This is a genomic window from Nocardia tengchongensis, from assembly GCF_054781395.1.
In genome coordinates this window covers 376585-389672 of the sequence record NZ_BAAGUM010000017.1, presented here as the reverse complement: position 1 = coordinate 389672, position 13088 = coordinate 376585, and the positions used below count along the sequence as shown (strand labels likewise).

Genomic DNA, 13088 nt, shown 5'->3' with positions numbered 1-13088 from the left:
TCCCGCTCGGCCGAAGGGTTAGTGTTTGGCGGTGACCGACAAGTACGTGGTGTGGATGGACTGCGAGATGACCGGGCTACGGCTCGACAGCGACAAGCTGATCGAGGTGGCGGCGCTCGTCACGGACAGTGACCTCAATATTCTCGGCGAGGGCGTGGACATCGTGATCCACGCCGACGACGCCGCATTGGCCGCGATGCCGCCGGTGGTGACCGAGATGCACGCCAAGTCCGGGCTCACCGAAGAGGTGCGGCGCTCGGTGGTCACCCTCGAGGAAGCCGAACAGCAGGTCCTCGACTACATCAAGCAGTACGTGCCGACCCCGCGCACGGTGCCGCTGGCGGGCAACTCGATCGCCACCGATCGCGGGTTCATCGCGCGCGACATGCCGACGCTCGACGCGCACCTGCACTACCGGATGATCGACGTCAGCTCGATCAAGGAACTCGCCCGGCGCTGGTACCCGCGGATCTACTTCGGCCAGCCGGAGAAGGGCCTCGCGCACCGCGCGCTCGCCGACATCCAGGAATCCATCCGCGAACTCCAGTACTACCGGCGCACCGCGTTCGTCCCCGCGCCCGGCCCGTCGACCGCCGAGATCGCCGCCGTCGCCGCCGAATTGGCGACCCCCGCGGAACCGCCCGTAAACCCCGCCTGAACAGCCGATTAGGTACTCGCCGCGAGAACACGTTAATATCTACCGCGCCGGAAGTTACGGCGATGGTGGCTGTAGTTCAGCTGGTAGAGCACCAGGTTGTGATCCTGGGGGTCGCGGGTTCAAGTCCCGTCAGCCACCCTTTCACGGCGTGCGAGCCGCTCCTCACGGAGCAGTTCGCACGCCGTTTCTCTTTTCCGCCCGGTTCGCGACCACTGGCAGAATCCGGAGCATGGCGCAATCCTCGACGACGTCTCCGGCCGTCGGCCGGGCGCTCGACATTCTGGTCCGGCTGGCCCACGCCCCCGGCCCGGTGCGGGCGGCGGCGCTGGCCCGCGATCTGGGACTGCCGCGCTCGTCGGTCTACCACATGCTGTCGGTGCTGGTGGACCGCGGATTCGTGGTGTACGTGCCCGGTGAACAGGCCTACGGGCTGGGCGTCACCGCCTTCGAGATCGGTTCGGCCTATCTGCGCCACGAACCGCTGGAACGGCTGGCGCAGCCGATTCTGCACCAGCTGGCCCGGCAACTCGGGCAGGCGGTGCATCTGGGAATCCTGCACGGCAACGAGACGGTCTATCTGCTCAAGGAACGACCGAGTTCGGGGCCGGCCGCGGAGGTCTCGCTGATCACCGATATCGGGGTGCGGCTGCCGTCGCACCTGACCGCGAACGGGCGCGCGATCCTCGCCGCACTGCCGGACGCCCAGGTGAAAGCCTTGTACGCCAAGCGCTCCGACTTCATCACCCGCACCGGGCGCGGGCCGCGAACGTTGACCGAGTTGCGCCGGGATCTGGAGGAGGCGCGCGCCCGCGGCTGGGCCGAGGAGGTGGAGCTGGTGACCGCGGGGCTGCGGTCGGTGGGCGCAGCGGTGTTCGATCACAACAGCCGGCCGGTGGCGGCGCTCAGCACCACGTGGCGCAAGCTGTCCTACCCCGAACCGGATGTGGTGGGGAAGGCGCTGCAATGGGGCGCCGATCGCCTGACCTCACGAATCTCCGGGCAGGCGCCCGTCTCACCCTGACCTCACACCACCCTTGTGAGTCCCCTCACAGAGGTTGTATGTTGTTGTATAGACAACCGCCTGACCGGGGAGATTTTCCGACAATGACACAGGACTGGGACGACGACCTCCACGCCCGAACCGCAGACCGCGCGCTGGTGAACGCGTACGCCCAATCCCTGCCCGAGTGGTACAAACACGACTTCGACCCCGGCCGGGCCGCCACCGACATCGCCCGCATCGAAGCGCTGCGCCCCGGATCGTTCGACGTCGCCCTGCACGCACCCACCGGCAGCGCGCGCGGGCAAGCCCGCCTCACGCTCTACATCAGCGGAACGGCCGTCTCCCTCAGCCGCATCCTGCCGGTGATCCAATCCCTCGGCGTGGAAGTCCTGGACGAACGGACCTACCCGCTCCAGGATTCGGCCGGAAACCAGTGCTGGATCTACGACTTCGGCCTGGCCTTCGACCACGCACCGGCACCGGACGCCGGCACGCACACCCGGTTCACCGACGCTTTCGCCGCCGCCTGGCGCGGCGACACCGAGGCCGACACCTTCAACCGCCTGGTGCTGGGCGCCGGATTGGCCTGGCGGCCGGTATCGATGCTGCGGGCCTACGCGAAGTACCTGCGCCAGAGCGGGTTCCCCTACAGCCCGGAACGGATCGCGGAAGTCCTTGCCGCCCACCCCGACTCCGCGCACCTGCTGGCCGAACTGTTCCACGCGCGCTTCTCGCCGGGCGAACCCGCCGCGAGCGGCGAGGCGGAGTTGACCGGCCGTCTGAACGACAGCATCGGGCGCGTCGTCGGGCTGGAAGCGGACCGCATCCTGCGCGCCCTCACCACCCTCATCCGAAACACCCTGCGCACCAACTACTTCGTGCGCGGCGGCCACACGACCGTGCTGTCGTTCAAACTGGACCCGCAGCGCATCGACGAACTCCCCCACCCCAGACCGCGATTCGAGATCTTCGTCTACTCCCCCCGGGTCGAGGGCGTGCACCTGCGCTTCGGCGCGGTGGCGCGCGGCGGCCTGCGCTGGTCGGACCGCAAGGAGGACCTGCGCACCGAGGTGCTCGGCCTGGTCAAGGCACAGGCGGTGAAGAACGCGGTCATCGTGCCGGTCGGCGCGAAGGGCGGATTCATCGTCAAACAGCCGCCGCGCCCCCGCGGCGACGACCAGGCCGACCGCGCCGCGCACCTGGCCGAGGGCATCGCCTGCTACCGGCAGTTCATCGCGGGCCTGCTCGACGTCACCGACAACATCGACGCCGCCACGGGGGCCGCGATCCCGGCCCGCGACGTCGTCCGCCACGACGGCGACGACACCTATCTGGTGGTGGCCGCGGACAAGGGCACCGCGACCTTCTCCGACATCGCCAACACGGTCGCGGCCGACTACGGCTTCTGGCTCGGCGACGCGTTCGCCTCGGGCGGATCGGTCGGCTACGACCACAAGGCGATGGGCATCACCGCCCGCGGCGCCTGGGAGAGCGTCGAACGCCACTTCCACGAACTGGGCCGCGACACCCGCAGCGCCGACTTCACGGTGGCCGGAATCGGGGATATGAGCGGCGACGTCTTCGGCAACGGCATGCTGCTCAGCGAGCACATCCGGCTGGTCGCCGCGTTCGACCACCGGCACATCTTCCTCGACCCGAACCCGCGGGCCGCGGCCTCGCACGCCGAGCGCGAACGCCTGTTCCGCCTGCCGCGCTCGTCCTGGGCGGACTACGATCCGACCCTCATCAGCGCCGGCGGCGGCGTCTGGCCGCGCACGGCGAAATCGGTGCCGCTCACCCCCGAAGCCCGCGCCGCACTGGGACTTCCGGACTCGGTCACCGCGGCGGCCCCGGACGAGGTGATCCGCGCGATTCTGCGCGCACCCGTCGACCTGCTGTGGAACGGCGGGGTCGGCACCTACGTCAAGGCCTCGTCCGAATCGGCCACCGAGGTCGGTGACAAGGCCAACGACGGCGTCCGGGTGAACGCCGCCGACGTGCGCGCCACGGTGGTCGGTGAGGGCGGCAACCTCGGATTCACCGCGCTCGGCCGCATCGAATACGCCCGCCGCGGCGGCCGGATCAACACCGACGCACTGGACAACTCGGCCGGAGTCGACTGCTCCGACCACGAGGTGAACATCAAGATCCTGCTCGACGCCATGATGTCGGCTGGACGGCTCACCCGCGCCGAACGCGACGGGCTGCTGGCCGACATGACCGCCGAGGTCGGTCGAATGGTGCTGCGGGACAACCGTTCCCAGAATCGCGTCCTCGGCGTGAGCCGCGCCGGCGCGGCCGACCGGATCGGCGTGCACGCCCGCATGATCGCGCACCTGGAATCCCGGCGGGGACTGGTTCGGTCCCTGGAGGCGTTGCCCGACGAGAACGAGCTCGCCCGGCACACCGCGAGCGGGTGCGGACTGACCTCCCCGGAACTGGCGACCCTGCTGGCGCACGCCAAACTCGCGGTCAAGGACGAACTCCTGGCCGGCGACCTGCCCGACGACCCCGCGCTGCGCGATCCCCTGCTCGCCTACTTCCCGGCGACACTGCGAGAACGGTTCGGCGACAACGTCTCCGAGCACCCGCTGCACCGCGAGATCGTCGCCACCCAGCTCGCCAACGACGTCATCGACCACGGCGGCATCAGCTTCGTGTTCCGGCTGGCCGAGAACTCCGCGGCCACCGGGCCGGACGTGGTCCGCGCCTACCTCGTCGCCACCCGCCTGTTCGGGCTGCATCGCCTCTGGGACGACATCGCCGCCGCGGACCTGCCCGCGACCGTGGCCGACGGGCTCGTCCGCACCACGCAACGGTTCCTCGACCGAGCGGTCCGGTGGCTGCTGGCCAACCGCCCGCAGCCCCTCGACATCGTCACCGAGACAGGCCGATTCGCCCCGCGGCTGGCAGCGCACGCCCACCTGGTCCCGGAATGGCTGCGCGACCGCGAAGCGGCGGATCTGCGCGACCGGATCGCCGACTCGATCGACGCCGGGGTATCGCACGAGCTGGCCGCCCGGGTGCACCTGCTGCTCGACCAGTTCGGCCTGCTCGACATCATCGAGGTCGCCGATGCCGGAAGCCACGACGTCGCCGACGTCGCCGGGCTGTACTACGCGCTGAGCCAGCATCTGGGCACAGTGCGTCTGCTGCAATCGGTTTCACGGCTGTCCACCGAGGACCGCTGGGGCTCGATGGCTCGCCTGGCTCTGCGCGACGACCTGTACGGATCGCTGCGGCTACTGTGCCTGGCGCTGCTGGCGGACCGCCCGGACCCGGCCGAGCCGCCCGCCGACACCATCGCGCGCTGGGCGACCCGCAATGCCACCCGGATCCACCGGACCAGCACCACCCTCACCGAAATCCTCGACGGCCCCACGGCCGACGTGGCGGCCATGTCGGTGGCGGTGCGTCAGATCCGCGGTCTGGCCCACACCGCGTAACCGCTCCCGCAGCAACAATTCACGACGACTGCGCGTCGAAGGTTCCCGCGAGCCGGTAGCGGGAACCGGGGTGCAGCAAACGCACGGAACTGACCAGCCGGTCCTGCGACCACGTCCGGCGGCGAATCAGCAGACACGGCTCCGACCCGGTGAGACCGAGCAGGACGCTCTCGTCCGGGGTCGGCAGCACCGCCTCCACCACGTGCTCGCCCCGACCCAGCGGCGCCACCGAGACCAGGTAGGTGTTGGGCGTCGTGGTCGTGAAGTCCTGCTGCAGATAGTGCGGCGCGACAGCCGGATTCACGAAGCGGTCCTCCAGTTGGATGGGCAGCCCGTCCTCGAAATGCACCAGCTTCGAATGGAAGACGGGGCTGCCCTCGGCGACGCCGAGATCCTGCGCGATCACCGAATCCGCCGCGCGCTCCTCCAGCGACACCACCTCGGCCCGATGCCGGTGGCCGCGCTCCCCGATCTCGTCGGCGATATTGCGCACCTCGACCAGCGCCGAACTGACCTTCCGTTCGGCCACGAATGTGCCGACCCCGGTCGTCCGGACCACCAGACCGTCGGCGCTCAGCTCCCGCAGCGCGCGATTGATCGTCATGCGCGACAGTCCCAGCGCGCCGACCAGCTGATTCTCCGACGGCAGCAGCTCGCCCTCGCGCCACCGCCCCGCCACGATCTGCTCCGCGATCATGTCCTTGACGCGCTGATACGCCGGGGCCGACCCGCTGCCGCGAGCCCGATACAGCGACGCGATATCCACCTCGTCCATCGCCACATTCGTCACCTGTTCCACATCCTGCCCATCGGTGGACACCAGCACATTCGAGACCGAGTGTATCGGCGCACTTCCCGGGCCCGGCGCCGGTCAGGTGTCTCGGATCCGAGAATCTCTCACGCCGACGCTGTTCCAGGCCTCGAATACGCGGTGTTATGGGCATCACGATCAGCCCATCCACAGGAGTCCCGATGACCACCACCCCCACGTCCGGCCCCCGCCCGGTCCGTGCGCCGCGCGGCACCGAACTGAACTGCCTCGGCTGGCAGCAGGAGGGCGCCCTGCGCATGCTGATGAACAACCTCGACCCCGAGGTCGCCGAGCGCCCCGACGATCTGGTCGTCTACGGCGGCACCGGCCGCGCCGCCCGCAGCTGGGCGGCCTACGACGCCATCGTGCGCACGCTGACCACCCTGAAAGACGATGAGACGCTGCTGGTTCAGTCCGGCAAGCCGGTCGGCGTGATGCGCACCAGCGAATGGGCGCCGCGGGTCCTGCTGGCCAACTCCAACCTGGTCGGCGACTGGGCCAACTGGGAGCAGTTCCGCAAGCTCGAGGCCGAGGGCCTGATGATGTACGGCCAGATGACCGCGGGCTCGTGGATCTACATCGGCAGCCAGGGCATCCTGCAGGGCACCTACGAGACCTTCGGCGCGGTGGCGCGCAAGCGTTTCGGCGGCACCCTGGCCGGCACCATCACCCTGACCGCCGGCGTCGGCGGCATGGGCGGCGCGCAGCCGCTCGCGGTGACCATGAACGACGGCGTCGCGATCTGCGTCGACGTCGACGTCACCCGCATCGATCGCCGCATCGCGCACGGCTACCTCGACACCAAGGCCGAAACCCTCGAAGCCGCACTGGAACTCGCGGTCCAGAAGCGCGACGCCCGGGAACCGCTGTCCATCGGCGTGGTCGGCAATGCCGCGGAGATCTTCCCGCGGCTGCTCGCCATGGGCGCGCCGATCGACATCGTGACCGACCAGACCTCCGCGCACGACCCGCTGTCCTACCTGCCGATCGGCGTCGAGGTGGCCGACTGGCACCGCCGCGCCGCCGAGGATCCGGCCTGGTTCACCACCGAGGCCCGCAAGTCCATGGCCGCCCACGTCGAAGCCATGGTCGGCTTCCAGGACGCCGGCGCCGAGGTCTTCGACTACGGCAACTCCATCCGCGACGAGGCCCGCCAGGGCGGCTACGACCGCGCCTTCGAGTTCCCGGGCTTCGTGCCCGCCTACATCCGGCCGCTGTTCGAGGAGGGCCTGGGCCCGTTCCGCTGGGCCGCGCTGTCCGGCGACCCGAAGGACATCGAAGCCACCGACCGCGCCATCCTCGAACTGTTCCCGGAGAACGAGCACCTGAAGCGCTGGATCACCATGGCCGGGGAGAAGGTCCACTTCGAGGGCCTGCCCGCCCGCATCTGCTGGCTCGGCTACGGCGAACGCCACCGCGCGGGACTGAAGTTCAACGAGATGGTCGCCTCCGGGGAACTGTCCGCGCCGCTGGCCATCGGCCGTGACCACCTGGACTCCGGTTCGGTCGCCTCCCCCTACCGCGAGACCGAGGCCATGGCCGACGGCTCCGACGCCATCGCCGACTGGCCGCTGCTCAATGCCCTGGTCAACACCGCGTCCGGGGCATCATGGGTGTCGATCCACCACGGCGGCGGCGTCGGCATGGGCCGTTCCATCCACGCCGGTCAGGTGTGCATCGCCGACGGCACCGAACTGGCCGCCCGCAAGCTCGAGCGAGTGCTGTCCAACGATCCCGCCATGGGCGTGATCCGCCACGTCGACGCCGGCTACCAGCACGCGGCCGATGTCGCCGCCACCCGCGGCGTTCGAATCCCGATGCAGGAGAACTGAACCCTCATGCACAACGAATCCGGGCAGTGGACGGTCGTCGACAATATCGGCGCCCTGGTGACCAATGATCCCGAGGTCGGCGCCGGCAAGCTCGGCGTGATCCGGGATGCGGCGGTGGTGTTGGGCGACGGCCTGATCCAGTGGGTCGGCCCGCGTTCCCGTCTGCCCGAGGGCAGCGCCGGGACCCGGGTGGACCTCGAAGGCCGCGCCGCCCTGCCCGGATTCGTCGACAGTCACGCGCATCTGGTGTTCGGCGGTGAGCGGTCCGAGGAGTTCGCGGCCCGCATGACCGGCGCGCCCTACAGCGCGGGCGGCATCCGGACCACCATCGCCGCCACCCGGGCGGCCACCGACGCGGCGCTGAGCGCCAATGTCACCCGTCTGGTCACCGAGGCGCTGCGGACCGGAACCACCACGATCGAAACGAAGTCGGGCTACGGACAGACGGTTGCCGACGAGTTGCGGAGTCTCGAGATCGCCTCCCGGCACACCTCGGAGACGACCCTGCTGGCAGCACACGTCACGCCACCGGAATTCGCCGGGCGCACCGACGATTACGTGCGGCTGGTCATCGACGAGATGATTCCCGCGTGCGCCCCGCACGCGAGCTGGATCGACGTCTTCTGCGAGGAGGGCGCTTTCGACGAGGACCAGTCGCGGGCCGTGCTCGAGGCCGGTATCGCGGCCGGGCTCACGCCCCGCGTGCACGGCAACCAGCTCAGCTACGGCGCCGGAGTGCGGCTGGCGGCCGAGCTGGGCGCGGCCTCGGTCGATCACGTCACCTACACCACCGACGCGGACGTCGAGGCGCTGGCGGCGAGCACCACCGTCGCCACCCTGCTGCCCGGGGCCGACTTCTCCACGCGCAACAAGTATCCCGACGCACGGGCCCTGCTCGACGCCGGTGTGACCGTCGCGCTGGCCGCGGACTGCAATCCGGGCACCTGCTACACCACGAGCATTCCGTTCTGCATCGCACTTGCCGTGCGCGAAATGCACATGAGCCCGGACGAAGCCGTGTGGGCGGCGACCGCCGGTGGCGCTGCGGCCTTGCGGCGCAACGACATCGGGCAGATCCGGGTGGGTGCGCGCGCCGATCTGATCGCCCTGGACGCCCCCTCGCACCTGTACCTGGCCTACCGGCCGGGAGTGGCGCTGGTGCGCGAGATCTGGAAGGACGGGCACCGGCTGTGACCGCTGTCGATCATCCCCCCGCCCCCTGGTCCGGTCGCGACGACGGCCCGGGCCCGGCACATCTGCGCTGGCACAGCGCGATCTCCCCGTTCACCCCCGAAACCTCGCCCGGGGCAAGCGTTCTGGTCGGATTCCGCAGCGATGAGGGGGTCCGCCGTAACAAGGGGCGGACCGGAGCTGCGGCCGGACCGGCCGCCCTGCGGCAGGCACTGTCGTCCATGGCGCTCCCCCGCCCGGCAAGCGTCATGGACGCCGGTGACATCGCGGTCGAGGACGGGGATCTCGAATCCGGGCAGCGACGACTGGGCGCGGTGGTGACCGAATTACTGGACAACGGGCACTTCGTGACGGTGCTCGGCGGCGGGCACGAGGTGGCCTACGCCAGCTATCTCGGCATCGCCTCCGGAGCCGCGGTGACGGCCGGGGCCCGGCTGGGCGTGCTCAATCTCGATGCCCATTTCGATCTGCGCGCCGACCCGACGCCCAGTTCGGGGACACCGTTCCGGCAGATGGCCGAGGCCGAGGCGGCCGCCGGGCGGGCGCTGAACTACGCCGTGCTCGGCATCTCGCAGCCGAGCAATACCGCGGCGCTGTTCGAGACCGCCGCGGCGCTGGGCGTGCGCTATCGGCTGGACGAGGACTGCGCCACCAGGCAGCTGGCCGGGGTGCGGGGTTTCGTCGAGGAGTTCCTGGCCGCCGTCGACGTCGTGTATATGACCATTGACCTGGATGTACTCCCCGCATCGGTCGCGCCGGGCGTCAGCGCCCCCGCCGCGTACGGCGTGCCGCTCGAGGTGCTCGAGCGGGTGTGCGACCTGGTGGCGGGCAGCGGGAAGCTGGCGCTGCTGGATGTGGCGGAGTTGAATCCGGAGCTCGATATCGACAACCGGACCGCGCGTACCGCCGCCCGCCTGATTCACCGGATCGTGACTCGGCACGACGGCCGACTAAATTAGTTGCCGTTGTGTAACTACACACTCTTGACACAGTTGTATAGACAGCCCTATACATATGTGAACGCACTCACAATCCCTGTCGGGCTGCGTTATGAACAACACCAGGGAGTCCGATCCGTGAAAGACATCTCCTCGACCCTGACCCGGGGTCTCACCGCCCGCCACATCCGATTCATCGCACTCGGATCGGCCATCGGCACCGGCCTCTTCTACGGATCGGCCGAGGCGATCAGGAAGGCCGGACCCTCGGTCCTGCTGGCCTACCTGATCGGCGGCGCGATCATCTTCATCGTGCTGCGGGCACTGGGCGAGATGGCGGTCCGCAACCCGGTCTCCGGATCGTTCGGTGAGTACGCCAGCCGGCACATCGGTCCGCTGGCCGGGTTCATGACCGGCTGGACCTACGTCTTCGAGATGGTCATCGTGCTGCTGGCCGATACCACGGCCTTCGGTGTCTACATGGGGTTCTGGTTCCCGGACGTCCCCCGGTGGATCTGGGTGCTGGCGATCGTCTTCTTCATCGGCGCGATCAACCTGCTCAACGTCAAGGTGTTCGGTGAGCTCGAGTTCTGGTTCAGCCTGATCAAGGTGGTCGCGATCATCGCCATGATCGCGGGCGGAACCGCCGTGCTGATCTGGGGATTCGGCATCCACGACACCAGCACCGGCCTGTCCAACCTGAACTCCGGCGGCGGCTTCTTCGCCAACGGGATCGGCGGCTTCCTCGGCTGCTTCGCCATCGTCATGTTCGCCTTCGGCGGTTCGGAGATCATCGGCGTCACCGCGGGTGAGGCGGAGGATCCCGAGAAGACGATTCCCCGGGCGATCAACACCGTCCCCGTCCGGATCATCCTGTTCTACGTCCTGACCCTGACCGTGATCATGGCCGTCACGCCGTGGAACCAGATCGGCGACGAGGGCAGCCCGTTCGTGCAGATCTTCAACAGCCTGGGCCTGGGGTCGGCCGCGGCCGTGCTGAACGTCGTGGTGATCACCGCCGCCCTGTCGGCCATCAACAGCAATATCTTCGGCGCGGGCCGGATGATGTACGGCATGGCCCTGCGCGGGCAGGCGCCGGCCGTGATGACGCGGGTCTCGCGCAACGGCGTCCCGTGGATGACCGTCGTGATCATGGTGTCGGCCCTGCTGGTCGGCGTCGCGCTGAACTACCTGATCCCGGACCGGGTCTTCGTGGTGATCGCCTCCATCGCCACCTTCGCCACCGTCTTCGTCTGGCTGATGATCCTGGTGTCGCACTTCCGCTCCCGGAAGCAGATGAGCCCGGCGGAGGCGGCCGAGCTGAAGTTCCCGGTGCCGCTGTGGCCCTACCTGCCGATCTTCGCGATCGCGGGCCTGGGCTTCGTGATCGTGCTGCTCGCCTTCGACGCCGACACCCGGGTGGCGCTCGTCGTCGGGGCCGTGTGGCTGGCCCTGCTGACCGCCGCCTATCGACTGTGGGTCCGGCCGTCGACCGACGACGCACCCGCCGCCTCGGCGGACCAGACGCCGGGGGTCGACCCCGCACTGGCCGCAGACCTTCTTTGACCACTGACCGCTAGTAACCGCAGATTGGACGACACAGAGATGAGCTCGAACACCCTCCTATCCGAAGACCACACCCTGGCAGCAGGCGAGGTCGAAGTCGGCGTCGGCGCCCTCGCCCCCGAGGAAGTGGTCCGGGTCGCCCGCGGCAATGCCACGGTGCGGCTGTCGGAGGACGCGCTCACCGTGATCGCGGCGAGCCGCACCCGGATCGAGGCGCTGGCCGCCGACCCGAAGCCGGTCTACGGCGTCTCGACCGGTTTCGGCGCGCTCGCCACCCGCCACATCCCGCTGGAACTGCGAACCCAGTTGCAGCGCAGCCTGGTTCGCTCGCACGCGGCGGGTTCCGGGGCGGAGGTCGAGCGTGAGGTGATTCGCGCCCTGATGCTGCTGCGGCTGTCCACCCTGGCGACCGGCCGGACCGGCGTGCGGGTGGAGGTCGCCCAGGCCTACGCGTCGATGCTGTCGGCCGGCATCACGCCGGTCGTGCACGAGTACGGCAGCCTCGGCTGTTCCGGCGACCTGGCCCCGCTGTCGCACGTGGCGCTCGCGGTGATGGGTGAGGGCATGGTCCGCGACGCCGCGGGCACCCTGATGCCCGCCGCCGAGGCGCTGGCCGCGGCCGGTCTCGAGCCGATGGTCTTCGCCGAGAAGGAAGGCCTGGCGCTGATCAACGGCACCGACGGCATGCTCGGCATGCTGGTGCTGGCCTGCCACGACCTGCGCCGACTGTTGCGCCTGGCGGATGTGACGGCATCGATGAGCGTCGAGGGCCTGCTCGGCACCGACAAGGTGTTCGCCGCCGACCTGCAGGCCCTGCGCCCGCAGCCGGGTCAGGCCCTGGCCGCCTCGAATATGGTTCGGCTGCTGCAGGGTTCGGGCATCGTGGCCAGCCACGCGACCCCCGACTGCACGGTGGTGCAGGACGCCTACTCGCTGCGCTGCGCCCCGCAGGTCGCCGGCGGCGCGCGGGACACCCTCGCGCACGCGGAGCGGATCGCGTCGTACGAGCTGGCCAGCGCCGTGGACAATCCGGTGGTCACCCTCGACGGCCGGGTGGAGTCCAATGGCAACTTCCACGGCGCGCCGGTGGCCTACGTGCTCGACTTCCTGGCCATCGTGGTCGCCGACGTGGCGAGCATCAGCGAACGCCGCACCGACCGCTTCCTGGATCGGGCCCGCAACCACGGCCTGCCGCCGTTCCTGGCCGATGATCCCGGCGTGGACAGCGGCCACATGATCGCGCAGTACACGCAGGCCGCGATCGTCTCCGAGCTGAAGCGGCTGGCCGCGCCCGCGAGCGTGGATTCGATCCCGTCCTCGGCCATGCAGGAGGACCACGTGTCGATGGGCTGGTCGGCGGCCCGCAAGCTGCGCCGCGCCATCGACGGCCTGACGCGCGTGCTGGCCATCGAGGCCCTCACCGCGGCCCGCGCCCTGGATCTGCGGGCGCCGCTGGAACCGTCTCCGGCGACCGGTGCCGTGCGGGACCGGATTCGCGAGTCGGTTCAGGGTCCGGGTCCGGACCGCTACCTGGCTCCGGAGATCGAGGCGGTCGTGCGGTTGGCGGCCTCGGGTGAGTTGCTGGCCGGGGCCGAAGCCGTGGTCGGCCCGCTGTCCTGAGCCGGCGTCCGCACCGGCGACTT

General features: G+C 69.7%; 8 protein-coding genes, 1 tRNA gene and 1 pseudogene. 9 read left to right on the top strand and 1 reads right to left on the bottom strand.

Annotation, left to right across the window (positions count from 1 at the left end):
• Positions 1-31 precede the first annotated feature (31 nt).
• From orn to ACYVKL_RS32765, 4 genes and pseudogenes are all read left to right on the top strand, one after another.
• Entirely contained in the window at positions 32-658 is a 627-nt protein-coding gene (orn, locus tag ACYVKL_RS32780; protein WP_213557455.1) for an oligoribonuclease, read from the top strand.
• 65 nt (positions 659-723) lie between these two features.
• Positions 724-796: transfer RNA gene (locus tag ACYVKL_RS32775), tRNA-His, on the top strand.
• A gap of 91 nt (positions 797-887) precedes the next feature.
• Positions 888-1679 (top strand): IclR family transcriptional regulator, encoded by a 792-nt coding sequence (locus tag ACYVKL_RS32770; RefSeq protein ID WP_357192785.1) that lies wholly within the window; start codon positions 888-890, stop codon positions 1677-1679.
• 95 nt (positions 1680-1774) lie between these two features.
• A pseudogene (locus ACYVKL_RS32765) lies at positions 1775-5107 on the top strand (NAD-glutamate dehydrogenase); the annotation flags it as partial.
• 19 nt (positions 5108-5126) lie between these two features.
• Here the strand turns inward: ACYVKL_RS32765 and hutC are convergent.
• Entirely contained in the window at positions 5127-5882 is a 756-nt protein-coding gene (gene hutC, locus ACYVKL_RS32760) for a histidine utilization repressor (protein WP_379167933.1), read from the bottom strand.
• Between the two features lie 197 nt (positions 5883-6079).
• Between hutC and hutU the strand changes: the two genes are divergently transcribed.
• From hutU to hutH, 5 genes are all read left to right on the top strand, one after another.
• Positions 6080-7750 carry a urocanate hydratase gene (gene hutU, locus ACYVKL_RS32755; protein ID WP_379167349.1) on the top strand — a complete coding sequence of 557 codons (1671 nt, stop codon included), beginning with the start codon at positions 6080-6082 and terminating at the stop codon, positions 7748-7750.
• Between the two features lie 6 nt (positions 7751-7756).
• On the top strand, positions 7757-8944 hold the full coding sequence (gene hutI, locus ACYVKL_RS32750) for an imidazolonepropionase (protein WP_379167351.1): 1188 nt from the start codon (positions 7757-7759) through the stop codon (positions 8942-8944).
• Positions 8941-9900 (top strand): formimidoylglutamase, encoded by a 960-nt coding sequence (gene hutG, locus ACYVKL_RS32745; RefSeq protein WP_379167353.1) that lies wholly within the window; start codon positions 8941-8943, stop codon positions 9898-9900. The genes hutI and hutG overlap by 4 nt, the downstream gene beginning before the upstream one ends.
• A 117-nt stretch (positions 9901-10017) precedes the next feature.
• Entirely contained in the window at positions 10018-11445 is a 1428-nt protein-coding gene (locus ACYVKL_RS32740) for an amino acid permease (protein ID WP_379167356.1), read from the top strand.
• Between the two features lie 39 nt (positions 11446-11484).
• Positions 11485-13065, top strand: a complete 1581-nt coding sequence (gene hutH / locus ACYVKL_RS32735) for a histidine ammonia-lyase (protein ID WP_379167358.1) — start codon at positions 11485-11487, stop codon at positions 13063-13065.
• Positions 13066-13088: the final 23 nt, after the last annotated feature.